The sequence below is a fragment of the Pseudomonas syringae group sp. 247E2 genome (assembly GCF_032587795.1).
In the GTDB taxonomy this organism is placed as follows: Bacteria; Pseudomonadota; Gammaproteobacteria; order Pseudomonadales; family Pseudomonadaceae; genus Aquipseudomonas; species Aquipseudomonas amygdali.
The window spans coordinates 128,011-152,485 of the sequence record NZ_JAWHPK010000008.1 but is presented as its reverse complement, the minus strand read 5'-3'; the positions used below and the strand labels follow the sequence as shown (position 1 = coordinate 152,485).

The following is a 24,475-nucleotide window of genomic DNA, read 5'->3' as shown; positions in this document are numbered from 1 at the left end:
CTGAGGGGCGCATGGGAAAGGCTGCGCGTAGGCCAGCCGAAAAGCACATGGAGCCGGAATTCTCTCCCGTTCCATGACTCGGTCTGGGCCCAGAGGCTTCAGAGCGGCGAGGCGCTAGAGCTGCTGCATCATCTTGCGTACACCGGCTACATGGCGGCGACTGACGATCAACGCATCGCCATTAAGCCCTCTGAGAAACAGCTGGAAATGCCCCAGCGGCGTGCGCTGCAACCGTTCTATTCGCTCGCGGGCCACCAGTGCATTGCGGTGAATACGCACGAAACGGTCGCCGAATTCGTCTTCCAGCGCCTTGAGCGGCTCGTCCAGCAGCACTTCGCCACCCTCATGACGCAAGGTCACGTATTTATGATCGGCGATGAAGTAGATCACCTGATCGAGTGGAATCAGTTCGATACCCTTGCGAGTCCGCGCGCTGATATGGCTGCGTGGGCCCGATCCGCTTTCGGCAGCCGGACGGGTCAACGCCGCCAGTTGCACGCGGTTTGGCCGCTCGGCTTTCCTCAATGCTTCGACGAGGTGCTCGGAACGCACAGGCTTGACCAGATAGCCCACTGCACTGACCTGGAAAGCTTCCAGGGCGAATTCATCGTGGGCAGTGCAAAACACCACCGCAGGCGGCGCTTCCCGCTCGCACAGTCGCGCTGCAACCTGCAGGCCATCGAGACCCGGCATGCGGATATCGAGCAGCACCACGTCCGGTTTGTGAGTTTCAATCAGCGCCAAGGCTTCTTCACCATTGGAGGCGCTGGGTTCCAGTACTCGATAACCCTCAATTTCATTGACCATGCGGCTCAATCGCTCGCGGGCCAGGGGTTCGTCATCAACGATCAGGACATTCATATAGCTCTGGCTTCCTGCGTGAGTCTCGCACAAGGATAGCGTAGACAGGTGTAGTGACGACCGTCACGGCGCTCCACGCTCAGACTGGCGTGCGGGCCAAAAAGTGCCGCAATACGTGCGCCTATATTCGTCAGAGCCTGCTGAGTACCGTTGGAAGTCTGCCGATTGGCAACTTCTTCATAGGGATTACTGACGCTCAATATGAACTCTCCCCCTTCATAGTTCGCTTCGACCGTTACAACGCCCCCCTCGACTCGCGGAGCAATGCCATAAATCAAAGCGTTTTCAAGTAATGGCTGCAAGGTTAGCTGGGGAATCGGCAAGTCATCGGGAATTGCACTCACCCTCCAGTCCAACTGTAGACGCTCGCCAAGACGATATTGCTCAATCGATAAATATCGTTTTGCCAATGCCAGCTCTTCGCCCCACGTTACCAGGCTGCCGGGCTTGGCCAGACTGGCGCGAAACAGGTCTGAAAGGTCGAGTACCGCCTGCTCTGCCTTGACCGGGTTGCTGGCAACCAGGCTGGCAATGCTGTTGAGGGTATTGAACAGAAAGTGCGGACGGATTCGCGCCTGCAGCGATTCGATCCTCGCGCGCAGCTCGCCTTGTTGCTGCTTGCGCCACTGACTCTGCAAATAGAAATAGCGCAGCATCAGTGCGGACATGATCAACGCAATTGTCGAGTAGCGCAGGTAGCGCTCGACCATCCCGCCGATCGAGATCCGTCCGGTGAGCTGACAGACATCGGTGACGGCTGTGCACAGCAACGTCAGGCCGACCACCAGCAGGCAACTGAGCATGCCTGCCAGCCCCGGTGTCAGGCGCGCCAACCAGGGCCGCAAACCACACAGCAGCGCTGCGGACAGCAGCACGATCCATTGCACGAACAGTGACATCAGCGCCAGACGTACCCAGTCGAAGCCGGTACGCATCGGTTCTACCAGCACCAGAACCAGCACCAGCAGCTCCGCCAGAACGACAAGCACCAGCAATGCCTGCGGCAGGCACAGTTCGGGGAGGAAAAAGTCTTTGCCGGGCACAGGCCGGGCTTCGTGTTTCACAGGTTCGATTCGCATGCCTCCAGTCTCTGCCCTGGCCTCGTCAGCGGCAAGCTGTGCGGGGATAAAAATGCATCAACCCTGTTATCATCGCAATCGCCCTTGTGCCAGGTAACGGGCACGCCACTTTCTGTTAGCAACGAGCGAATCCATGAGCACCGACAAGACCAATCAGTCCTGGGGCGGCCGCTTCAGTGAACCCGTCGACGCGTTTGTCGCGCGTTTCACTGCCTCCGTCACCTTCGATCAACGTCTGTATCGCCACGACATCATGGGCTCCATCGCCCACGCCACGATGCTGGCCAAGGTGGGCGTTCTGACCGACGCCGAGCGTGATACCATCGTTGACGGCCTGAACACCATCCAGGCCGAGATCGAGGCCGGCAATTTCGAGTGGCGCGTCGATCTGGAAGACGTGCACATGAACATTGAAGCACGCCTGACCGATCGCATTGGTATCACCGGCAAGAAGCTGCACACCGGTCGCAGCCGCAACGATCAGGTCGCCACCGATATCCGTCTGTGGCTGCGCGACGAAATCGACCTGATCCTCAGCGAAATCACGCGTCTGCAGCAAGGCCTGCTGGGCCAGGCCGAGCGCGAAGCTGAAACCATCATGCCCGGTTTCACCCATTTGCAGACCGCCCAGCCCGTTACATTCGGTCATCATATGCTGGCCTGGTTCGAAATGCTCAGCCGCGACTACGAGCGTCTGGTCGACTGCCGCAAGCGTCTCAACCGCATGCCTCTGGGCAGCGCTGCGCTGGCAGGCACCACCTACCCGATCGACCGCGAACTGACCTGCAAACTGCTGGGCTTCGATGTCGTGGGCGGTAATTCGCTGGACGGCGTATCGGATCGCGACTTCGCTATCGAATTCTGCTCGGCCGCGTCCATCGCGATGATGCACTTGTCGCGCTTCTCCGAAGAGCTGGTGCTCTGGACCAGTGCGCAGTTCCAGTTCATTGATCTGCCGGATCGCTTCTGTACCGGCAGCTCGATCATGCCGCAGAAGAAAAACCCTGATGTGCCTGAACTGGTACGTGGCAAGAGCGGCCGTGTGTTCGGTGCCCTGATGGGCCTGCTGACCCTGATGAAAGGCCAGCCTCTGGCCTACAACAAGGACAATCAGGAAGACAAGGAACCACTGTTCGATGCCGCCGACACCCTGCGTGACTCGTTGCGTGCGTTCGCCGACATGATCCCGGCAATCAAACCCAAGCACGCCATCATGCGTGAAGCGGCGCTGCGCGGGTTCTCGACCGCGACCGATCTGGCCGACTATCTGGTCCGTCGTGGTCTGCCGTTCCGTGACTGCCACGAAATCGTCGGCCATGCCGTGAAATATGGTGTGGAAACCGGCAAGGACCTGGCAGAAATGAGCCTGGAAGAACTGCGTCAGTTCAGCAATCAGATTGAGCAGGACGTGTTTGCCGTGCTGACCCTGGAAGGCTCGGTCAACGCCCGTAACCACATCGGCGGCACCGCACCCGAACAGGTCCGCGCCGCCGTGGTCCGCGGTCAGGAACTGCTGGCCGGGCGCTGAATACAACCAAGGCATTCCTGGAGCCTGGGGAACCACAACTCAACTATCGTGCGACGCTCCGCGTCGCATGCCGTTCTGGACGATCCGCGCCCGATCTTGAGTATGCGGCGCCTCTCAGATTTGTGACGCAGAGCGTCACCCACGGCATTCCCACGCTGGAGCGTGAGGAACGATGACCCCTACTATCGTGCGACGCTCCGCGTCGCATGCCGTTCTGAGCGCTCTGCCTCCGCTCTTGAGTGTGCGGCGCAGCGCAGATTTGTGACGCAGAGTGTCACCCACGGCATTCCCACGCTGGAGCGTGAGGAACGATGACCCCTACTATCGTGCGACGCTCCGCGTCGCATGCCGTTCTGGACGCTCTGCGTCCGCTCTTGATTGCGCCGTACGGCTTCCGCCGATTTCCCTCCAGCGCACCTCGCCGCTATCATCGCCGCATCTTGTGAGGGACTTATCCGATGCTCAATGGCCTGTGGCTTGGTTTTTTTGTCGTGGCGACGATTTCCGCGCTGGTGCAGTGGCTGGTGGGAGGCAACGCCGGCATTTTTGCGGCGATGGTCGAAAGTATCTTCGCGATGGCCAAGCTGTCGGTCGAGGTGATGGTGCTGCTGTTCGGCACACTGACGCTGTGGCTGGGCTTTTTGCGCATCGCCGAAAAGGCGGGCATCGTCGACTGGCTGGCCAAGGTTCTCGGCCCGCTGTTTCTGCGCCTGATGCCGGAAGTGCCGCCCGGCCACCCGGCACTGGGGCTGATCACCCTTAACTTCGCCGCCAACGCGCTGGGCCTCGACAACGCCGCCACGCCGATTGGCCTGAAAGCCATGCGCTCGCTACAGGAACTCAACCCGAGCAAGACCGCCGCCAGTAACGCGCAGATCCTGTTTCTGGTGCTCAACGCTTCCTCGCTGACACTGCTGCCGGTAACGATCTTCATGTACCGCGCCCAGCAGGGTGCTCCCGACCCTACCCTGGTATTTCTGCCGATTCTGCTGGCCACCAGCGTCTCGACCATCGTCGGCCTGTTGTCGGTGGCGTTCATGCAGCGCCTGCGGCTTTGGGACCCGGTGGTGCTCGCTTACCTGATCCCCGGCGCCCTGCTGCTGGGTACTTTCATGGCCTTTCTCGGCACACTGTCGGCAGCTGCGCTGGCGGGACTGTCGTCCATTCTGGGCAACCTCACGCTGTTCGGCCTGATCATGATGTTTCTGATCATCGGCTCGCTGCGTAAGGTGCTGGTCTATGAGGCCTTTGTCGAAGGTGCGAAGGAAGGCTTCGACGTCGCCAAGAGCCTGCTGCCTTATCTGGTCGCCATGCTCTGTGCAGTGGGCGTACTGCGCGCATCCGGCGCGCTGGACTTTGGCCTGGAAGGCATTCGGCATGTGGTGCAGTGGCTAGGGCTGGATACACGCTTCGTCGATGCGTTGCCGACCGCGATGGTCAAACCCTTCTCCGGAAGTGCCGCCCGTGCCCTGTTGATCGAAACCATGCAGACCCAAGGCGTCGACAGCTTCGCGGCATTGGCCGCCGCAACGATTCAGGGCAGCACCGAAACCACGTTCTACGTGCTCGCGGTGTACTTCGGCGCCGTGGGCATTCAGCGCGCTCGCCATGCAGTGGGTTGCGCACTGCTGGCCGAGTTTTCCGGTGTCGTGGCCGCGATCTTCGTCTGCTACTGGTTCTTCGGCGCTACCGCGACCTGAAACATTACTGCGCCGGAGCCTGAGGCGCAGACTCCGCGGGGGCTGCTTCGGCAGGCGCAGCCTCCTGCTTCTCCTGCTTCGGCCCATCAGCCGGTGCGGACTCAGGCGTAGTCTCTTCGGCCGAGTCGCCGCCCGGCTTGAGCTTGATTATCCGCCCGGTAGGTCGCTTGACTGCTGGCTGGTCATTGTCAGTGACGACAAAGCGCAGCACGCCGATCATCTGGCCGTCCTCGGTCAGCACCCTCACCTGCCAGCGCCCTGTCACGTCCTCCGGGAAGTTCTGTTTGCGTGTCCAGGCGCGATAGCCTTCCTTGCGTCCGCCGTGAATGTCCAGCGCGATCCGGTCCATCTCTTCGCCTTCATGCCACCACACATGGTAGATACGCTCGTCCAGACCGCGCGGCGCATTGATAGCGGTATACGCATACAGACCGCCGTTGCGCAGCTGTTTGGCGCTGATCAGCGAAATACTGTCGCCTGGTGTGCGGTTCTTGTTATCGAAGTCCGGGCTGACCGCCACTTCGGTCAACCAGAGCGTCGCAGGCGGCACCCAGGAGCGCAGCAACCAGCCCGCCGCGCCGATGGCCAGGATGATGCTGATCACGGCCAGTGCGCTGCGCCAGGTGTTGAGCGGGAAGTTCGACATCAGGCTGGGTGCCGACAGCACCATCGCCACGCCCAGCGCCAGTTTGTAACTCTCGGCGGTGGTCAGGTGCAGGATGATCGGCAGCGCGGTCAGCAGTGCCGCGAACAGTGTCAGAGTGTGCAACGTCATGAACAGCCAGCGTCTGGGCGCCAGCCACTTGTAGTAGAGAGGGTCGATGATCGAGATCAGCCCGGCGGCGCCAAGCACCGCAGTGAATACCGCCTGACCACTGTTCCAGGTGGTGGTGATGAAAAAGAACGGCAACACGAAAAACAGGCTTTCCTGATGGATCATCTGCGTGCCGTAGCGCAGCAAACCCTGCGGAATCTCGCGGCCCAGCGCCTTGTTAAGCAGCCCGACCATGGTGTTTTCGACCATCAGCCACAGCCAACTGATCAGCATCACCACGGCGATCCAGGTGGCCAGCCCTGCCTGGCGGTCGACCAGGATAAAACTGGCGATACCTGAAACGAAACCAAACGCCGCAATGAGCCCCGGATAGCGCTGCATCAAGTTGAGCACGGGCGTCACATAGCGGTTCACGTCAAACATTCGGGGGTTCACTCGGTTCTGTTCATACAAAAAACCGCGCAGCGTAACAAGCGCGGCGCGCAGCCAACACCACCAATGCAGTTCGGCGTCAGAATTCTATTTATTGCGTACACGCCAGCGCCACACGGCCAACAAGGCTATCAGGCCCAGCACCCCGCCAATCAGCCAATACAGGCCGTCATAACTGAACAGAGGCTTTTCAATTCGCATGTAGCCCGGCTGGGCGAGCAGCTGGCGCATGGCCTGACTGGCTGTCTCCAGTTTCACCGCCTTGATGCGTTTGGCCGGGTCCTCAAAGCGCCCGTTTTCGTAATCATTTAGCGCGCTCCAATAATAGTCGGCCAGCGCACTATTGCCCTGTGTGGCCCACGATTGCCGGTCGATGGCGAGCTGTTGCAACCGCGCAAATGTAGCGGGCTGCATACCTTCTTTTTGCAGGCGCTCGACCATATTGCGGATGTCCCGCTCGGCTTCATCGGCATCGTCACGTTCGACATCGGCATTCAGGCTCAAAAACCCGACATCGCCGAACACTTCCCGCTCGGCAGAAGGACCGTACGACAAGCTGTGTTTCAGACGCAGCTCAGTGTAGAGCGTCCAGTCAAGATAGGCTTTGACCAGCTCCCAGGTTTCGTCGTGCTGGTCGTCAAGTTGTGGCTCGGGGTAGATCAGGTGCAGCTTGGCACTCTCGCCCAGCCCGCCGCGCTCAAGCTCGCGTCGCGGCTCGGCTGAACCCGTGCTTTGCGCCAGCGGCGGGTGATCGATGGGGTCGGTGGGTGCCAGTTTGCCGTAAGTGCGCTCCAGATAGGCCGGCAACAGCTTGTCCAGATCGCCAACCATGATCAGCGTCATGTTATTGGGCGCGTACCAGTTGGCGAAGACGTCTTCGATATGGCCCAGCTTGATACCATCCACTTCAGGACGCTCGGCGCATTTGAGGCCCAGCTCCACCGCCAGTTGACTGCTGGCGCTGCGCCCCGAGTCACGCCGGTCAAGCAGGCGCTGCAAGTGTGAAAAGTGCCCGCCGTCTTCTCGTTCTACGACTCGTTTGACGCCGTCCAGTCGTGCCTGGCTGAGCTCGGTTCTGGTCATGATCTCCAGCAGCAGGTCGAGCACCTTGCGCTGGTTTCGCGCGGGCGCTTCGATCACGAAGGTTGTGTCGGCGTTGCTGGTGAAGGCGTTCCACTCGCCGCCCAGTGCCTGCATGCGCTCCTCCAGCCCCCCTTCACCGCTGTCATCCACGCCGCTGAACAGCAAGTGTTCCAGCAGATGCGGCAGTTCCTTGTCCTGGCACGGGAAGTCATCGAAGCCGATACCCACCACCAGGCGGATAGCGACGTGACCCTTTTCGGAGCCGGGCTTGAGAAGGACTTGCAAACCATTGGGCAGCAGATAGCCCTCGACCTGAAGGCGGTCAAGGGCAAACGAAGGGAGTGAACCGAGGAGCAGACAAGCGAACAGCAGGCAACGCATAAAACAGCTTTCCTGGCGGGCCGGTATGTTTAACAGACTTCACCTCGGCCCTTACGTTCATAGTGATCGTTCGGGCTCGCTCTCGCTCGACAAGGCCCCGGTGTCGGCCGTTTCCAGTACCACATAAGCGCTGCTGCAAAACAGTGAGTTCAGGCGTTTCATGTCGGCAATCAGTTCCAGGTGCAGCGAACTGGTCTCGATACTCTGCACAACCTTCTGCCGCAGGCGGCTGACGTGAGCATGCGCCAGACGGCGTTCCTGGGCTCGAAAACGGCGTTTTTCACGCAGTAATTGACGCGCGCTTTCCTCGTCACCGCTGAGGAACACCGAGAGCCCCAGACGCAGGTTCGACTGCAACTGGATATGCAGATCGGCGAGTTCTTCCAGGCCGACTTCCGAGAATGAGCGGCGGTGCGAGGTCTTCTGCTGCTGGATCTTGCGCAGCATGCGTTCGATCAGGCCACTGGCCAGTTCCAGATTGATGGTCAGCTCGATGATCTCGGCCCAGCGCCGGTTATCGTGCTCGCCGAGGTCCTCACGCGGCATCTGCGCCAGGTATAGCTTGATCGCGCTGTAGAGCGCTTCCACGTCATCGTTGAGGCGGCGCACTTCCTGAGTGACCGCCGTCTGCGTGCCGCGCAGCACCGCCAGCATCGAGCCCAGCATGCTCTCGATCAAATCGCCCATGCGCAGGGTTTCTCGCACTGCGTTGGCCAGTGCCAGGCTGGGCGTCGACAGTGCGGTCAGGTCCAGATGGCGAGGTTTGGCAAGGCCACCGACCTCGTTCTGCTGCGGCAGCAAGGCCGCGCACAACCGCGCCATTGGGCCAACGGTAGGCAGCATGATCAGGCAGCGCAACGTGTTGTAGATCAGGTGAAAGCCAATCACCAACTCCTGCGGACGAAAGCCCAGCGTGTCGATCCAGGCAACCAGCGGGTCGAGCACCGGAATGATCAGCAACAGGCCGAACAGTTTGTACAGCAGACTGCCCAAGGCGACTTGCCGGCCAGCGACGTTCTGCATGCTGGTGCTGAGAAACGCCAGCAGGCCGCTGCCGATGTTGGCCCCGATCACCAGGCCGATCGCCACCGGCAAGCCAATGACTTCGGTGCCTGCCAATGTGGCCGTCAGCAGAACTGCCGCGAGGCTGGAATAGGAGATCAGCGCAAACATGGCACCGACCAGCGCATCCAGCAGAAGGTCGCCGGTCAACGAGGCAAACAGCACCTTGACCCCGGCCGCCTGGGTGATCGGTGCAGCCGCTGCGACGATCAATTGCAGCGCCAGCACGATCAGGCCCAGACCGATGCCGACCCGCCCCAACTGACCGGCACGGGTCTGCTTGCGCGACAGAAAGAACACCACGCCAAGGAAAATCAGCAACGGCGACAGCCACGACAGATCGAACGTCAGCACGCGGGACATCAATGCCGTGCCGACATCGGCGCCGAGCATGATCACCAGCGCCGGTGTCAGCGTCATCAGCCCCTGGCCGACAAATGAGGTCACCAGCATGGCAGTGGCATTGCTGCTCTGCACCATGGCTGTCACCAGAATGCCGGCGATGAACGCCAGTGGTCGCTTGGACATGTTCTGGCTGAGTAAGCGACGAAGTTGTGCACCGTAAACACGAAGGATGCCAGTGCGCACGATATGCGTGCCCCAGATCAGCAGGGCGACGGCAGATAGCAAATCGAGCAGGGTCAGCATGCTGAAAGCCCCCTGAGGTTTGCCCGTTCAGGCGATGAATTGAAAGATGTGCATGTAGCGAGCGGGGAAAGGGTGTAACGCTCTACTAAGCTTTTAGTCGGCTATTAGCCTTGGCGCCAGCATCGCACAGGGTGGGATTCATTGAAATAAAAGTGTCATAAATCCGCACCGCAGATGCAAGACCGGACGCGGAGCGTCGCACGATGGCTGAAGAGCTTCGGCACGACAGTTGAGATTATCGTTCCGCACGCTCCAGCGTGGGAATGCCTTGGGTGACGCTCTGCGTCACAAGTCTGCGCCGCACCACAAACTCAAGACCGGACGCGGAGCGTCCAGAACGGCATGCGACGCGGAGCGTCGCACGATGGCTGAAGAGCTTCGGCACGACAGTTGGGATTATCGTTCCGCACGCTCCAGCGTGGGAATGCCGTTCGTGACGCTCTGCGTCACAAGTCTGCGCCGCACCGCAAACGCAAGACCGGACGCGGAGCGTCCAGAACGGCATGCGACGCGGAGCGTCGCACGATGGCTGAAGAACTTCGGCACGACAGTTGAGATTATCGTTCCGCACGCTCCAGCGTGGGAATGCCGTTCGTGACGCTCTGCGTCACAAGTCTGCGCCGCACCACAAACGCAAGACCGGACGCGGAGCGTCCAGAACGGCATGCGACGCGGAGCGTCGCACGATGGCTGAAGAACTTCGGCACGACAGTTGGGATTATCGTTCCGCACGCTCCAGCGTGGGAATGCCGTTCGTGACGCTCTGCGTCACAAGTCTGCGCCGCACCGCAAACGCAAGACCGGACGCGGAGCGTCCAGAACGGCATACCCACGCGGAGCATGGGTACGATGGTGTTCTTGAGAGCACTTATCGCTCTCCGACGCGGAGCATCGGCACGATAGTCGTGAGGCTTCCAGCAGCCATCAACGGAACCGGTCAACCTCGTTACGCAGTTCTGTCGCCAACCCATTCAGCTCCTGAGCGGTGACCGCCAGGTTGGACATCACCTGGCGCTGTTCGCTGTTGGCCATGGCGATGCTTTGCAGGTTGCTGCTGAGCATGGTGGCGGTGCTGCTTTGTTCCTGGGTGGCGGTGGTGATGGCGGCGAACTGGTGACCGGCCGAGCGGCTTTGTTCGTCGATCTGGGCCAGTGCCGAGGCCACTTTGGCGTTAAGCGCCAGGCCTTCCTGCATCAGCGTATTGCCCTGTTGCATGGTGCTGATGGCGTTGCCGGTTTCCTGCTGAATACTGGCGATCATGCCGGAGATTTCGTCCGTCGCTTCACGGGTACGCGAGGCCAGGCTGCGCACTTCATCAGCCACCACGGCAAAGCCACGGCCTTGTTCACCGGCACGTGCGGCCTCGATGGCGGCGTTGAGCGCCAGCAGGTTGGTCTGGTCGGCAATCGAGGTAATTACCCCGACAATGCTGCCGATTTCCTGCGAGCGCTGGCCCAGTGTGTCGATGACCGTTGCCGTGCTGTTCAGCGAGGTTGCGATCTGTTGCAGCGATGAAGACGCCTCGTCCATCGAGGTACGGCCAATGCGCGTTTGCTGCGCATTTTCCTGTGCCAGACGTTCGGTATTGCTCATGTTGTCAGCGATGTTCATCGACGTGGCGCTGAACTCCTCGACGGCACCGGCCATGCTGGTGATCTCGCCGGACTGTTGCTCCATGCCCTCGAACGCGCCGCCGGACAGGCCGGACAACGCGTGGGCGCGCGTGCTGACTTCCTGCGCCGCAGTGCGGATATGCGACACCATTGATGACAGCGCTTCGCTCATCTTGTTGAAGCTGCCCGACAGTTGCCCGATCTCGTCGTTGCTGGTCACATTGAGGCGTACGCTCAGGTCGCCCGCACCCAATGCATCGGCCTGGCGTACCAGTTCGGACAGTGGACGCAGCTTGCTGCGCAGCAGCCAGATCGCGCTGATCACTGCGATCAGCATGGCCAGCACACTGCCGATGGCCAGCTGGGTGCCGACGTTCCAGGTCACTTCACTGATTTCGTCACGCGGCATGCTGGCGATGACGGTCCAGGGGCCACCGGCAAACGGCTGGCCAACGCTGTAGTAGTCGTCATCACCGTCGTTCCAGAACTGCGCCTTGCCGGGTTTGCTGGCCAGGTCGGCAACGGACTTCGCTGCACCGTCCAGAGATTTGACGCCCGCCGGCGGAACCAGCCAGGTGCCTTTCTCGTCCAGCAGTGCCAGCGAGCCGGTAGAGCCAATGCGGAAGCTCTTGAGGTTATCGAACTGGGTTTTCTGTGCGTCGGTGTAATCGAAGCCCACAAACAGCGCCGCAATGATCTTGCCGCTGCTGTCGCGAACCGGGCTGTACTGAGTCATGTAATAGCGATCAAACAATACCGCTTTGCCCACATAGCTCTGACCGGCGATTAAACGCTCGTAGGCTGCGCCCTTGCGATCCAGCACGGTACCGATGGCGCGCGTGCCATCCTGTTTGCTCAGAGAGGTGCTGATACGGACGAAGTCGTCGCCGCTGCGCACGAAAATCGTCGCCACGCCCGCGGTCATCGAGCGGAATTCATCAACCTCGGCGAAGTCGTTGTTCAGTGCGGTATCACGCATAAACAGGCCTGGCGTGGAGGTGCCCGCTACCGTGACCGGTTTGTCGGGTTGCAGGCTCAGGCCACCGGCAAAGCGCTTTTCGAACAGACCACTGAGGCGCTGAGTGCTATCACGCAGTGTGCTGTGGAACGTGCTCAACTGGTCGGCGAGTAATCTGGCTTCGCTCGACATGTGCTCTTCGCGAATGACCAGGTTGGACGCGTCCAGAGACCTTAACGCGAACAGGGTGCTGCCGCTGATAACCACAGCCAGGATCACGGCCAGAGCAATACCGAGTTGCGAGGCAATTCGGGTACGGGGCTTGGACATAGAGACTCCATGCCGAATGATTGGAGTTGCCTGATCCGTGGCTTACCATTCAGCGAACAAATTAATGAGTGTTTTAAGCTGCCTGAACATGCAGTCGTTAAGCAGTGCTTCGGCCACCAGAGTCGTTACTTGAGTAACGGTCGCGACATTAACCAATGATGGCAGTTCAATACTAAACTAATTTTTAATGCAGTACTTCAACTAACGGCAACTCCATAGCGTTGACTTCCGTCTGCAGAAAATCGCTGAGGCGACGCAAACGCTCTGCGCCGGGCCTTGTGCGCGGCCAGACCAGATAATAATTTTCTCCGCTGAATACCGCGGTGCGCCACGGCAGGCTCAGACGGGCCTGCGCCACGTCCTCGGCGACCATAAGTAAGTCGCCCATCGATACGCCGTAACCGCGTGCCGCTGCAATCATTCCCAGCTCAAGCGTATCGAACACCTGCCCGCCTTTGAGCGACACCTGATCGGCCAGCCCCATGCGGTTCAGCCAGGTGCGCCAGTCACGCCGGTCAGGGGTGGGATGCAGCAACTCGGCCTTGGCCAGCCGCTTCACGTCCCATGGCGGGTCCTTCAACAACGTAGGTGCCCCCACCGGAATCAACAGCTCCGGGAACAGCAAAGTGGCTTCCCAGTCCGAGGGGAAATGCCCGTGACTGAGTAAAATCGCGCAGTCGAAAGGCTCCAGAGTAAAGTCCACGGCATCGATATCCATCCAGGCGCTGGTCAGCTGCACCTCGTTGCCTACTTGCAGATGACGGAAGCGACTGAGCCGCGCCAGCAACCAGCGCATGGTCAGCGTCGATGGCGCTTTCATGCGCAGAATGCCTTCGTCGGTCTGCAAGGTGCTGCAGGCTCGCTCAAGCGCCAGAAACCCATCACGCACGCCGGGCAACAGCGCACGCGCTGATTCAGTCAGTTGCAAGTTGCGCCCGTTGCGCTGAAACAAACGACAGGCAAAGTGCTCTTCCAGCGTGCGGATGTGACGGCTTACTGCACTTTGAGTGATCGAAAGCTCCTCGGCCGCCCGCGTGAACGACGTATGCCGCGCCGCAGCTTCAAATGCCCTTAGTGCATAAAGAGGGGGGAGACTGCGAGGCATATGGCGCTTCCTGCTGGCGATGAGTGGCTACTTTACTGCAAATCGCTTCAGATGAGTTTTACTCATGCAGCGCATCAGGTTTATCGTTTTGTGCTTGCGCGTGCAACCGCCCAGAATAGGCGCTCATCCGAACTCCGCCGTAGAGCACCGCCCACATGCAGCCCGCACTTAAAGAACTCTGGATCATCCTGCGCCTTGCCGGGCCGCTGATTGCATCGCAGATGGCGCACATGCTGATGGTGTTCACCGACACGGTGATGATGGGCAAGATCGGTCCGGAGGCGCTGGCAGGCGGTGGCCTGGGTGCGGCCACGTACAGCTTTGTTTCGTTCTTTTGCGTGGGCGTGATGGCTGCGGTCGGCACGCTGGTCGCGATTCGCCATGGTGCAGGTGATACCGAAGGTGCGACGCGCCTGACCCAGGCCGGTCTGTGGCTGGCGTGGGGCATGGCGCTGGTTGCTGCGCTGCTGCTGTGGAACCTCGAGCCCATCCTGTTGCAGTTCGGCCAGGCCGAAGCCAACGTGCATATGGCTGCCCAGTTTCTGATCACCCTGCCCTTTGCCCTGCCGGGCTTGCTCAGCTTCATGGCACTGCGCGGCTTCACCAGTGCACTCGGGCGTGCGGGGCCGGTGATGACCATCAGTCTGGCCGGTGCGGGCGCAAACTTCGTGCTCAATTACGCGATGATTCATCAATGGCTCGGGCTGCCGAATCTGGGGCTGATGGGCATCGGGCTGGTGACCGCGATCGTGACCAACTGCATGGCCCTGGCGCTGGCACTGCACATCAAGCGCCATCCGGCCTACGCGGCGTACCCGATCAGCAAGGGGCTTTCGAAGTTGTCGCGCAGCCATCTGAAAGAACTCTGGCGTCTCGGCCTGCCGATTGGCGGGACCTATGCGGTGGAAGTCGGCCTGTTTACCTTCGCAGCGTTCTGCATGGGGGCAATGGGCAGTACGCAAATGGCCGCGCACCAGATCGCCCTGCAGACAGTGTCCATGGCGTTCATGGTTCCGGTGGGAATGTCCTATGCGGTAACCATGCGTATCGGCCAGCATTATGGCGCGGGCAACCTGTTGATGGTGCGCATGGCGGGCCGTCTGGGCATCGGTTTTGGCGGCTGCGTGATGCTGATGTTCGGGCTGCTGTTCTGGCTGGCGCCTAATGTGGTCATCGGCCTGTTTCTGGATATCAATGACCCGGCCTTTGCCGAGATTGTCGTGCTGGCCGCAAAACTGCTGGCCATTGCGGCCCTGTTCGAGTTCTTCGACGGTACTCAGACGATTGCGATGGGGGCGATTCGCGGGCTCAAGGATGCGCGCACCACGTTCCTGATCGGTCTGGGCTGTTACTGGCTGATTGCCGCGCCTGCCGCCTGGTTGCTCGGCTTTTCTACCGATGCCGGTGCTTCAGGCGTCTGGTGGGGGCTGGCGCTGGGTCTGTTCTGCTCGGCCGTGGCGCTGACCTATGCGTTTGAATGGAAGACGGCTCGCCTGTTGCGTCGGGAGGCAGCCGGGTTGGCGGTGCCGGCCTGATCCGGCGCGCCGTCATCCGGAGTTTGATGCACCCGTATTGGCGGCTTCCGAGCGCAGGTAAGCCACCAGATCCGCTATAGGCAGCGGCCTGCTGATCAGATAACCCTGCACCTGGTCGCAGCCGAAATCGCGCAGCAACTCCAGTTGCCCGGCGGTTTCGACGCCCTCGGCGACCACTTCCAGGTTCAGGTTGTGGGCCAGCTTGATCATGGCGTTGACCAGCTTGCGGTTCTCTTCGCGTAGCTCCATCTGCCCGACAAAGCCCATGTCGATCTTGAGCAGCGCGATGGGCAGGCTGTTGAGGTGCATAAACGATGAATAGCCCGTACCGAAATCATCCAGCGAGAAGCGCACACCCAGCCGCCGCATTGCGTCCATGGTCTGCAGGACCTGATCGCTGCGGCGCATGACGGCAGTTTCGGTCAGTTCGAACTCCAGCCAGTGCGCGTCGACGCTGAGCTCCTCAATCAGGCGACTCAGTGTCGGCAACAACTGGCTGTCCTGAAATTGCCGGAACGACAGGTTGATCGCCATGTGCAATGGCGCAAATCCTTGCTCGCGCAGGGCCTGCATGTCACGCAGGGCGCGGAAGATGACCCAGTATCCGAGCGGCACGATCAGGCCGCTTTGCTCGGCCAATGGCACGAATTCACTGGGCGGCAGCAGCCCGCGCGCCTGGTGGCGCCAGCGTACCAGCGCTTCCAGGCCGACAACGCGCCCGGTCTCCAGGCACAGCCGCGGCTGATAATGCAGTTCCAGTTCATCGCGGCGCAGGGCTCGTCGCAGCTCGCCTTCCAGGTCGGCCAGGCTGCGGGCGTTGCGGTTGATGCGCTCGTCGAACAGATGAAAGGTGCAGCCCTGCATGCTCTTGGCCTGGCGCATGGCGATGTGCGCGTGCCACATCAGCGGGTCTGCTTCGGGCCGGGTTTGTGAATGGGCAATGCCCAGGCTGCAACCCAGCAGTAGGCTTTCGCCATCGACCCAGTAGGGTTCGGACAGCACGTCAGTAATTCGCTCGGCCAGTTGCATGGCGCGTGCAGGTGTTGTGCGGGTGTCAATCAACAGGGCGAATTCGTCGCCGCCCAGGCGTGCAAGCTGATCGCCCGCAGCGAGCTGCTTTTTCAGACGTGCCACGACTTGCAGAATCAGTCGGTCACCGGCCTGATGCCCCAGCGAATCGTTGGCGCGGCGGAAGTTGTCCAGGTCCAGATGCCCCAGCGCCAGGCTGCCACCCTCGGCCAGACGCGCCGTCAACAGCGCCTGAAAACCCTGACGATTGGCGATGCCGGTCAATGGGTCCTGACCGACCAGACGCCGCAGGCTGTCTTCCAGGCGACTGCGTTCATGGACATAGCGCAGGCAGCGGCGCAGCGCATCGCCGGTCAATGCATCGCGCACCAGCCAGTCACTGACGCCACTCGGTCCGACCAGCGGTTCCTTTTCGAGCAGCACCACGGTGGGTAGCAGGCAGGTTCCGGTTCTGGGCTGCAGGTCGGGCGTTGTCAGCAGCACGGTGCTGCGCTCGTTAGCGTACCCGGCGCTGAAAGCGTCCCAGTTCTCGCCATGCAAAAGTATTACGTTGCTGCCCGGCGCAGTAAGGCAATCGCGCAGCAGCGCGTACCAGAAAGGCTCGTGCGCCAATAACAGCAATCGCAAGGGTTCGACAGGTGTAGGCAATCTAACTTCCTAAGTGCAAAGGAAAAACCGGTGGCCGCACTCCCGCTGGAGCGTGACAAATACACGTATCGTTGCGTCGCGGCGCAAATGTAACAAAAACAGAAGAATTAGATAGCGATCACTGTCTGGCTACGATGACCGCTGCACAAACCCGTGGGCCTGTTAAAATGCCCGACCTTTTTTACAGACGACTCTTCATACCGCCATGTCCCGACTCAATCCCCGGCAGCAGGAAGCCGTGAACTACGTCGGCGGCCCTCTTTTGGTGCTCGCCGGTGCCGGTTCCGGCAAGACCAGTGTGATCACCCGCAAGATTGCGCACCTGATCCAGAACTGCGGCATCCGCGCCCAGTACATTGTCGCCATGACCTTTACCAACAAGGCCGCGCGCGAGATGAAGGAGCGCGTCGGTACGCTGCTCCGAGGCGGCGAAGGACGCGGCCTGACGGTCTCGACCTTCCACAACCTGGGTCTGAACATCATCCGCAAGGAACACACGCGGCTGGGCTACAAACCGGGCTTCTCGATCTTCGACGAGACCGACGTCAAGGCCCTGATGACCGACATCATGCAGAAAGAGTATTCGGGCGACGACGGTGTCGACGAAATCAAGAACATGATCGGTTCGTGGAAAAACGACCTCATTCTGCCTGCCGACGCGCTGGAAAACGCCCGCAACCCCAAGGAACAGACCGCCGCCATCGTCTACACCCACTACCAGCGCACGCTCAAGGCGTATAACGCGGTGGACTTCGACGACCTCATTCTGCTGCCGGTCAAGCTGTTCCAGGAACACGCTGACATTCTGGAGAAATGGCAGAACAAGGTGCGCTACCTGCTGGTGGACGAATATCAGGACACCAACGCCAGCCAGTACCTGCTGGTTAAACTGCTGATCGGTTCGCGCCATCAGTTCACCGTGGTGGGCGACGACGACCAGTCGATCTATGCCTGGCGTGGTGCGCGACCGGAAAACCTGATGCTGCTCAAGGACGACTACCCGTCGTTGAAAGTCGTCATGCTGGAGCAGAATTACCGTTCCACCAGCCGCATCCTGCGCTGCGCCAACGTGCTCATCTCCAACAACCCGCACGCCTTCGAAAAGCAGCTGTGGTCCGAGATGGGCCACGGCGACGAAATCCGTGTCATCCGTTGCCGTAACGAAGATGCCGAAGCCGAGCGCGTGGCGATGGAAATCCTTACCCTGCACCTGCGCACCGACCGGCCCTACAGCGACTTCGCCATCCTGTATCGCGGCAACTACCAGGCCAAGCTGATCGAACTCAAATTGCAGCACCACCAGGTGCCGTATCGACTCTCCGGCGGCAACAGCTTCTTCGGTCGCCAGGAAGTGAAAGACCTGATGGCGTATTTTCGTTTGCTGGTGAACCCGGACGACGACAACGCCTTCCTGCGGGTCATCAACGTGCCGCGTCGTGAAATCGGCTCGACCACGCTGGAAAAACTCGGTAATTACGCCACCGAACGCAAGGTCTCGATGTACGCCGCCACCGAAGAAATCGGCCTGGGCGAGCACCTGGACAGCCGTTACACCGACCGTTTGCAGCGCTTCAAGCGCTGGATGGACGGCGTGCGCCAGCAATGCGCGCAGAACGACCCCATTGCCGCGCTACGCAGCATGGTCATGGACATCGACTACGAGAACTGGCTGCGGCAGAACAGCTCCAGCGAAAAGGCCGCTGATTACCGGATGAGTAACGTGTGGTTCCTGATCGAGGCGTTGAAAAACACGCTGGAAAAGGACGAAGAAGGCGGTATGACCATCGAGGAAGCCATCGGCAAGCTGGTCCTGCGCGACATGCTTGAACGTCAGCAGGAAGAGGAAGATGGTGCCGAAGGCGTGCAGATGATGACCTTGCACGCCTCCAAGGGGCTGGAGTTTCCTTACGTGTTCATCATGGGCATGGAAGAAGAGATCCTGCCGCACCGCTCCAGCATCGAAGCCGACACCATCGAAGAAGAACGCCGTCTTGCCTATGTCGGCATTACACGCGCGCGGCAGACTCTGGCCTTCACGTTCGCCGCCAAGCGCAAGCAGTACGGTGAAATCATCGACTGCGCGCCAAGCCGCTTTCTGGATGAGCTGCCCCCGGATGATCTGGCCTGGGAAGGCAATGACGACACTCCGACGGAAGTCAAAGCCGTTCGCGGCAATACCGCGCTTGCCGATATTCGCGCCATGCTGAAACGCTAGTCGACAAACGAAATTGATCATTTATTGCGCAATGGCGCAGTCTAGGAATTGAAGTGGAAGCACTGCACAAGAAGATTCGCGAAGAAGGCATCGTATTGTCCGATCAGGTGCTGAAAGTCGATGCGTTTCTCAACCATCAGATCGATCCGGCCTTGATGAAGGAAATTGGTGACGAATTCGCCCGTCTGTTCGCCGACGCTGGCGTGACCAAAATCGTGACCATCGAAGCTTCCGGCATTGCGCCGGCCGTCATGGCGGGTCTGAACATGGGCGTGCCGGTGATTTTCGCCCGCAAGCACCAGTCCCTGACCCTGACCGAAAACCTGCTGTCGGCGACCGTGTACTCATTCACCAAGCAGGTGGAGAGCACCGTGGCGATCTCGCCGCGTCATCTGAGCAGCGACGATCACGTGCTGATCATCGATGACTTCCTCGCCAACGGCAAAGCCTCGCAGGCGCTGATCTCGATCATCAAACAGGCCGGTGCGACCGTGGCCGGGCTGGGGATCGTGATCGAGAAGTCCTTCCAGGGCGGCCGTGCCGAACTGGATGCACAGGGCTATAGAGTGGAATCGCTGGCGCGGGTTGAATCCCTGGCCGGTGGGGTTGTGACGTTCAAGTAACGTGTTCAAGGGAGGACGCAGAGCGTCCGGAAAGGCATGCGACGCGGAGCGCCGCACGATAGTTGCGATTATCGTTCCTCACGCTCCAGCGCGGGAATGCAGTTCTCGACGCTCTGCGTCGCCAAGAGGACGCGGAGCGTCCAGAAAGGCATGCGACGCGGAGCGCCGTACGATAGTTACGATTATCGTTCCGCACGCTCCAGCGTGGGAATGCAGTTCTCGACGCTCTGCGTCGCCGTGTGCGTGCTTCAGCGCGGAATGCCGAGTGCACGCAAACGTCGATACAGGGTGCGTTCGCTCAGCCCCAGCTCTCTGGCCAGCTCACTGCGCGAGCCGTTGAACACTCGCAGTGCATGGGCGAGTTTCTCCAGGCCGTCGTCCTGCTGGCGGTAAGTCACGCCACCCGCTTCTTCGCCCTGACCGCGCACTTCAGCGGGTAAATCCTGTACGCGAATAACGCCGTCATCGGTAAACAGGCGGGCGCGCTCAAGTATGTTGCGCAGTTCGCGAATGTTGCCGGGGTAGCTGTATAGACTCAGCAGCTTCATGGCCTCGGCGTCGACACGCGGAGCAGCACCTGGCGCGATGCGTTGCAGCAGGCTGTCGATCAGCAACGGCAAGTCCTCGCTGCGTTCGCGCAGGGCGGGCAGACGGATCGGGAAGGCGCTGATGCGGTAGAACAAATCCTGGCGAAAACTGCCGTTGGTGACCATCTCCTTGAGCGGTTTGTGTGTGGCCACCACCAGCCGAAAATCCGAATGCACCGTTCGCAGGCTGCCCACCGGGCGGAAGCTGCCTGATTCGATCAGCCGCAACAGCTTGACCTGCATGGCCAGCGGCACCTCGCCGATTTCATCAAGGAACAACGTGCCGCCATGAGCGGCTTCGGCCAGACCGGTCTTGCGCTGCAACGCGCCGGTGAACGCGCCCTTTTCATAGCCGAACAGCTCGCTCTCCAGCAGGGTTTCCGTAAGCCCGGTGCAATCGACCACCACCAGCGGCCCGGCGGATCTGGCGCTGCTGGCGTGCAGTGCGCGAGCGAACAATTCCTTGCCAGTACCCGACTCGCCCTGCAGCAGCACCGGAATCTGCGCGGGTGCAGCGCGTTGCAAGGCACTCAGGACCTCTTTGAATGCTGCTGAACGACCGACCAGCCCATGCTGCTGCGGCTGAACCGACGCCACGGCCACCGAACTCAGTCGCTCGACGTAGGCGATGACTTCACCCCCGTCATCGAGAATCGGCCGCAGCTCCACATCCACATGCTCAGGGCCGCGAGGCGTATGGTGAATATGCAGCAAACGCTCCGGAAGCCGCGTGTCGTGGGCCTTGCGCATCGGGCAATGTTCACCGGCCTGATCGCACGGCACCGCGAACTGATGCGACACCCGATAACACTTCTCGCCCACATGTGGCGTGCCTTCAACGCCGAACTGACGCTGATAGGCGGTGTTGGCCGCGATAATGTTGTAGTCGGTGTCCAGAACGATGGTCGGTCGCAGGTCATGTTCGAGGTATGACACCAGCGACTGCATGCGACTGCCGGGTAAATCAGTGGCGATGAGGGTCATGCTTGCTCCTGTGGATTGGCCGCAGCTTAACCCATCTCGCTGCCAGCTTATGCCACCGTCTGCCAAGCGACTGCCAGAATGTGGCAGTCAGCGCCTTGGCAACCATCACGCGGGTTTTCCGCAGAATCCCTCAACGCCTTGTATTTACTATGCTCAATGGGTTTTCCGGCCGTTGGCATGGTTATTGAGAAGTCATAGCAACGACTGCCAACCGTCCGGCCTGACCAAACGGGCCTCGAGGCGATTTACAGCCATGGGAATTGCACATGATCATCGGTGAAAAACTTTATGTCGAAGCCCTCTTCGACAGCCATACCTGGACCATCAGCTACCTGGTGATGGACCTGGCCAGCAAGCAGTGCGCGCTGATCGACAGCGTGCTCGATTACGACCCCAAGTCGGGCCGCACCCGGACCGAGTCTGCCGACCGGATGATCGGCCGGGTACAGGCGCTGGGGGCTCCGGTGCAGTGGATTTTCGAAACCCATGTGCATGCTGATCACCTCACGGCTGCGCCGTACCTGAAACAGCAGCTTGGCGGACAAATCGTCATCGGCAGCCACATCACCGCCGTGCAGGAAACCTTTGGCGCGCTGTTCAACGCGCCGTCTGACTTTGCCCGCAATGGCAGCCAGTTCGATGTGCTGCTGGAAGACAACGCCTCGTTTGCCCTTGGAACACTTCAGGTCAAGGCCATGCATACGCCCGGGCATACACCGGCGTGCATGAGTTACCTGGTGCAGGTTGGTGACGCCACGGTCGCGTTTGTGGGCGACACGCTGTTCATGCCCGATTACGGCACCGCCCGTTGCGACTTTCCCGGAGCCGATGCGCGCACCCTGTACCGCTCCATTCACAAACTGCTGGCGTTGCCGCCTGACACCCTGCTGTTCATGTGCCACGACTACCTGCCCAACGGTCGTGAGCTGAAATACATGACCACCGTCGCCGAACAGCGCGCCAGCAACATCCATGTTCATGACGGTGTAGATGAAGACGCGTTCGTCAGCATGCGTGAAGCCCGTGACATGACGCTGGATATGCCTGTGCTGATGCTGCCTTCGGTGCAGGTCAACATGCGCTGCGGGCACTTTCCCGAGCCGGAAGACAACGGCGTCGTCTACCTGAAGATCCCGCTCAATGCTTTTTGACCGCTGCCCGCCTTGGGAAACTCTGTGATGAATGCTTCGATAACTACCTGTCAGATCCTGATCGTTGGTGGTGGTGCTGCCGGTATCGCCACCGCCGCAAGCCTGCTCGCCCGTGATGCTGCCCTGCAGATCACCCTGGTCGACCCTGCCGATACCCACTATTACCAGCCGGGCTGGACCATGGTCGGCGCGGGCATTTTCACGCCGCAGTCGACGGCACGCAGCATGGCGTCGCTGATTCCCAAAGGTGTGCAGTGGATCAAGGCTGCGGTGGCGACCTTCGAACCGCAGCACAATACCCTGACGCTCGCCGACGGGCGTACGCTTGGCTATCAGCAACTGGTGGTCTGCCCCGGCCTGAAGCTGGACTGGGCGGCCATCGACGGGTTGGTCGAGACGCTGGGTGCCAACGGCGTGACCTCCAACTATCGCTATGACCTGGCACCCTATACCTGGAAGCTGGTGCAGGGCTTGAAGCAAGGGCGCGCGCTGTTTACTCAACCGCCCATGCCGATCAAATGCGCCGGTGCGCCACAGAAGGCCATGTACCTGTCTTGTGACCACTGGCTGAAAACCGGCCGTCTGGCGCAGATCAATACGCAGTTCTTCAACGCCGGTGCCGTGCTGTTCGGTGTGGCGGACTATGTACCGGCGCTGATGAAGTACATCGAGCGCTACGCCATCGACCTCAAGTTCAGCCATCGGCTGGTGGCCGTCGACGGGCCGGGCAAGCGTGCTACGTTTGTTTGCACGCAGGCCGATGGCAGCAGCGAAACCGTCGAGCACAGCTTTGAAATGCTGCACGTGGTGCCACCGCAGATTGCACCCGACTTCATTCGCAGCAGCCCGCTGGCCGATGCCGCAGGCTGGGTGGACGTGGATCCTGCCACGCTCCGGCACCGACAGTTCGCCAATGTTCATGGTCTCGGCGATGCCACCAATACCAGCAACGCCAAAACCGCCGCAGCCGCCCGCAAGCAGGCACCGGTGGTGGCCAATAATGTGCTGGTCGCGCTGGGTCGTCTGAGTGAGTCTGTCGTCTATGACGGTTATGGCTCGTGCCCGCTGACCGTCGAGAAAGGCCGGATCGTACTGGCTGAATTCACCTATGGCGGCAAGGTTGCGCCAAGCTTCCCGCGCTGGTTGCTGGATGGCCGTCAACCGACCCGGCTGGCCTGGTGGCTGAAAGAACGCGTGCTGCCCGTACTTTACTGGCATGGCATGCTCAAGGGACGTGAATGGTTGGCCGAACCGGAAAAGGCTGACGCCAGGCATGGATGAGCATCAACTGCTGGGCGTTGGCCTGGGGGCGATCATTGGCGTGGTACTGGCGCTGACAGGCGCGGGCGGCGGCATTCTCGCGGTCCCGCTGCTGGTTTTTGGTCTTGGCCTGTCGATTGTCGAAGCGGCACCTGTCGGCCTGCTGGCCGTCGGGCTGGCGGCGGGAATCGGCGCGGTGCTGGGGCTGCGTCAGGGTATCGTCCGCTATCGCGCTGCCGGGTATATCGCATCCATTGGTGTGCTGATGGCACCTCTTGGCCTGTGGCTCGCCCATCGGCTGCCCAATACACCGCTGGCATTGGTCTTTTCGGTCGTGCTGCTGTACGCCTGCACGCGCATGTTCATCAGGGCCAGCCGCGAATTGCGCCACGGCCAACCGCCGCCGCGCGCAGAAATGCTGCCCTGCGTGCTCAACCCGCTGCAAGGCCGTTTGCGCTGGACCATGCCGTGCCTGCGCGCTTTGACGCTGACGGGCGTGGGTTCAGGGTTATTGTCCGGGCTATTGGGTGTGGGCGGCGGTTTCGTGATCATTCCGGCGTTGACCCGCTACAGCGACCTGGACATGAAGAGTGTCGTGGCGACGTCACTGGCGGTGATCGCCCTGGTCTCGACGGGCAGCGTTATCACCGCCTCCTTGAGCGGGGTGATGCACTGGACGGTGGGTGCGCCTTTTGCACTGGGTGCAGTCATCGGCTTGATAGCTGGCAGACAAGTCGCCCGCTACCTCGCCGGCCCGCGCCTGCAGCAGCTGTTCGCGCTGTGCGGCATTATTGCCGCATTCATGCTCGCGTTGTCAGTGCGCTAACCGCCCGAGGACGCAGAGCGTCCAGAAAGGCATTCCCACGCGGAGCATGGGAACGATGAAAG

At 60.7% G+C, this 24,475-nt stretch carries 17 protein-coding genes; 8 read left to right on the top strand and 9 right to left on the bottom strand.

Annotated elements, in window-relative coordinates; all coding sequences use genetic code 11:
• Positions 1–114 precede the first annotated feature (114 nt).
• Both RYC18_RS07975 and RYC18_RS07970 read right to left on the bottom strand, forming a co-directional pair.
• Positions 115–861 carry a LytR/AlgR family response regulator transcription factor gene (locus RYC18_RS07975; protein ID WP_002551374.1) on the bottom strand — a complete coding sequence of 249 codons (747 nt, stop codon included), beginning with the start codon at positions 859–861 and terminating at the stop codon, positions 115–117.
• Positions 858–1,940, bottom strand: a complete 1,083-nt coding sequence (locus RYC18_RS07970; protein ID WP_002551375.1) for a sensor histidine kinase — start codon at positions 1,938–1,940, stop codon at positions 858–860. Before RYC18_RS07970 ends, RYC18_RS07975 begins: the two co-directional genes overlap by 4 nt.
• A 133-nt stretch (positions 1,941–2,073) precedes the next feature.
• Here RYC18_RS07970 and argH point away from each other — a divergent pair, with 133 nt between their 5' ends.
• Both argH and RYC18_RS07960 read left to right on the top strand, forming a co-directional pair.
• On the top strand, positions 2,074–3,468 hold the full coding sequence (argH, locus tag RYC18_RS07965) for an argininosuccinate lyase (protein WP_016980491.1): 1,395 nt from the start codon (positions 2,074–2,076) through the stop codon (positions 3,466–3,468).
• Positions 3,469–3,926: 458 nt separating this feature from the next.
• Positions 3,927–5,168, top strand: a complete 1,242-nt coding sequence (locus RYC18_RS07960) for a nucleoside recognition domain-containing protein (RefSeq protein WP_316884997.1) — start codon at positions 3,927–3,929, stop codon at positions 5,166–5,168.
• Positions 5,169–5,172: 4 nt separating this feature from the next.
• Here the strand turns inward: RYC18_RS07960 and RYC18_RS07955 are convergent, their stop codons facing one another.
• The 5 genes from RYC18_RS07955 to RYC18_RS07935 form a co-directional block, all read right to left on the bottom strand.
• Positions 5,173–6,366, bottom strand: a complete 1,194-nt coding sequence (locus RYC18_RS07955) for a DUF5924 family protein (protein ID WP_004660044.1) — start codon at positions 6,364–6,366, stop codon at positions 5,173–5,175.
• A 96-nt stretch (positions 6,367–6,462) separates the two neighbouring features.
• Positions 6,463–7,839: a pitrilysin family protein gene (locus RYC18_RS07950; RefSeq protein WP_316884992.1), complete on the bottom strand. Its 1,377-nt coding sequence runs from the start codon at positions 7,837–7,839 to the stop codon at positions 6,463–6,465.
• Positions 7,840–7,896: 57 nt separating this feature from the next.
• Positions 7,897–9,549: a Na/Pi cotransporter family protein gene (locus RYC18_RS07945; protein WP_057453311.1), complete on the bottom strand. Its 1,653-nt coding sequence runs from the start codon at positions 9,547–9,549 to the stop codon at positions 7,897–7,899.
• Between the two features lie 924 nt (positions 9,550–10,473).
• Positions 10,474–12,450 carry a methyl-accepting chemotaxis protein gene (locus RYC18_RS07940; protein ID WP_010193774.1) on the bottom strand — a complete coding sequence of 659 codons (1,977 nt, stop codon included), beginning with the start codon at positions 12,448–12,450 and terminating at the stop codon, positions 10,474–10,476.
• A gap of 184 nt (positions 12,451–12,634) precedes the next feature.
• Positions 12,635–13,555: a LysR substrate-binding domain-containing protein gene (locus RYC18_RS07935; protein ID WP_002551384.1), complete on the bottom strand. Its 921-nt coding sequence runs from the start codon at positions 13,553–13,555 to the stop codon at positions 12,635–12,637.
• Positions 13,556–13,710: 155 nt separating this feature from the next.
• Here RYC18_RS07935 and RYC18_RS07930 point away from each other — a divergent pair, with 155 nt between their 5' ends.
• Positions 13,711–15,090 (top strand): NorM family multidrug efflux MATE transporter, encoded by a 1,380-nt coding sequence (locus RYC18_RS07930; RefSeq protein ID WP_005782439.1) that lies wholly within the window; start codon positions 13,711–13,713, stop codon positions 15,088–15,090.
• Between the two features lie 12 nt (positions 15,091–15,102).
• On the opposite strand, the gene RYC18_RS07925 is transcribed toward RYC18_RS07930, so the two are convergent.
• Entirely contained in the window at positions 15,103–16,767 is a 1,665-nt protein-coding gene (locus RYC18_RS07925; RefSeq protein WP_316884986.1) for a bifunctional diguanylate cyclase/phosphodiesterase, read from the bottom strand.
• Between the two features lie 205 nt (positions 16,768–16,972).
• Between RYC18_RS07925 and rep the strand changes: the two genes are divergently transcribed.
• Together rep and RYC18_RS07915 are read left to right on the top strand one after the other, a co-directional pair.
• Positions 16,973–18,982 (top strand): DNA helicase Rep, encoded by a 2,010-nt coding sequence (gene rep / locus RYC18_RS07920; protein WP_004660029.1) that lies wholly within the window; start codon positions 16,973–16,975, stop codon positions 18,980–18,982.
• A 53-nt stretch (positions 18,983–19,035) separates the two neighbouring features.
• The gene (locus tag RYC18_RS07915) at positions 19,036–19,605 is read left to right on the top strand and encodes a xanthine phosphoribosyltransferase (RefSeq protein ID WP_002551388.1); all 570 of its coding nucleotides are present in this window, start codon (positions 19,036–19,038) and stop codon (positions 19,603–19,605) included.
• Positions 19,606–19,853: 248 nt separating this feature from the next.
• Here RYC18_RS07915 and RYC18_RS07910 read toward each other — a convergent pair whose 3' ends face one another.
• The gene (locus tag RYC18_RS07910) at positions 19,854–21,176 is read right to left on the bottom strand and encodes a sigma-54 interaction domain-containing protein (RefSeq protein ID WP_004662911.1); all 1,323 of its coding nucleotides are present in this window, start codon (positions 21,174–21,176) and stop codon (positions 19,854–19,856) included.
• 266 nt (positions 21,177–21,442) lie between these two features.
• On the opposite strand from RYC18_RS07910, the gene RYC18_RS07905 reads away from it, so the two are divergent.
• The 3 genes from RYC18_RS07905 to RYC18_RS07895 are packed head-to-tail and all read left to right on the top strand — an operon-like array spanning position 21,443 to position 24,413.
• Positions 21,443–22,327 (top strand): MBL fold metallo-hydrolase, encoded by an 885-nt coding sequence (locus RYC18_RS07905; RefSeq protein ID WP_316884980.1) that lies wholly within the window; start codon positions 21,443–21,445, stop codon positions 22,325–22,327.
• 27 nt (positions 22,328–22,354) lie between these two features.
• On the top strand, positions 22,355–23,608 hold the full coding sequence (locus RYC18_RS07900; RefSeq protein ID WP_316884978.1) for an FAD/NAD(P)-binding oxidoreductase: 1,254 nt from the start codon (positions 22,355–22,357) through the stop codon (positions 23,606–23,608).
• A complete protein-coding gene (locus RYC18_RS07895; protein ID WP_316884977.1) occupies positions 23,601–24,413 on the top strand; it encodes a sulfite exporter TauE/SafE family protein in 813 nt (270 codons plus the stop codon). Before RYC18_RS07900 ends, RYC18_RS07895 begins: the two co-directional genes overlap by 8 nt.
• Positions 24,414–24,475: the final 62 nt, after the last annotated feature.

Bases quoted from the DNA above. Each gene is read 5' to 3' on its own strand.
- RYC18_RS07975 (WP_002551374.1), bottom strand. From the start codon at position 861: ATGAATGTCCTGATCGTTGATGACGAACCCCTGGCCCGCGAGCGATTG.
- RYC18_RS07970 (WP_002551375.1), bottom strand. From the start codon at position 1,940: ATGCGAATCGAACCTGTGAAACACGAAGCCCGGCCTGTGCCCGGCAAA.
- argH (WP_016980491.1), top strand. From the start codon at position 2,074: ATGAGCACCGACAAGACCAATCAGTCCTGGGGCGGCCGCTTCAGTGAA.
- RYC18_RS07960 (WP_316884997.1), top strand. From the start codon at position 3,927: ATGCTCAATGGCCTGTGGCTTGGTTTTTTTGTCGTGGCGACGATTTCC.
- RYC18_RS07955 (WP_004660044.1), bottom strand. From the start codon at position 6,366: ATGTTTGACGTGAACCGCTATGTGACGCCCGTGCTCAACTTGATGCAG.
- RYC18_RS07950 (WP_316884992.1), bottom strand. From the start codon at position 7,839: ATGCGTTGCCTGCTGTTCGCTTGTCTGCTCCTCGGTTCACTCCCTTCG.
- RYC18_RS07945 (WP_057453311.1), bottom strand. From the start codon at position 9,549: ATGCTGACCCTGCTCGATTTGCTATCTGCCGTCGCCCTGCTGATCTGG.
- RYC18_RS07940 (WP_010193774.1), bottom strand. From the start codon at position 12,450: ATGTCCAAGCCCCGTACCCGAATTGCCTCGCAACTCGGTATTGCTCTG.
- RYC18_RS07935 (WP_002551384.1), bottom strand. From the start codon at position 13,555: ATGCCTCGCAGTCTCCCCCCTCTTTATGCACTAAGGGCATTTGAAGCT.
- RYC18_RS07930 (WP_005782439.1), top strand. From the start codon at position 13,711: ATGCAGCCCGCACTTAAAGAACTCTGGATCATCCTGCGCCTTGCCGGG.
- rep (WP_004660029.1), top strand. From the start codon at position 16,973: ATGTCCCGACTCAATCCCCGGCAGCAGGAAGCCGTGAACTACGTCGGC.
- RYC18_RS07910 (WP_004662911.1), bottom strand. From the start codon at position 21,176: ATGACCCTCATCGCCACTGATTTACCCGGCAGTCGCATGCAGTCGCTG.
- RYC18_RS07905 (WP_316884980.1), top strand. From the start codon at position 21,443: ATGATCATCGGTGAAAAACTTTATGTCGAAGCCCTCTTCGACAGCCAT.
- RYC18_RS07900 (WP_316884978.1), top strand. From the start codon at position 22,355: ATGAATGCTTCGATAACTACCTGTCAGATCCTGATCGTTGGTGGTGGT.
- RYC18_RS07895 (WP_316884977.1), top strand. From the start codon at position 23,601: ATGGATGAGCATCAACTGCTGGGCGTTGGCCTGGGGGCGATCATTGGC.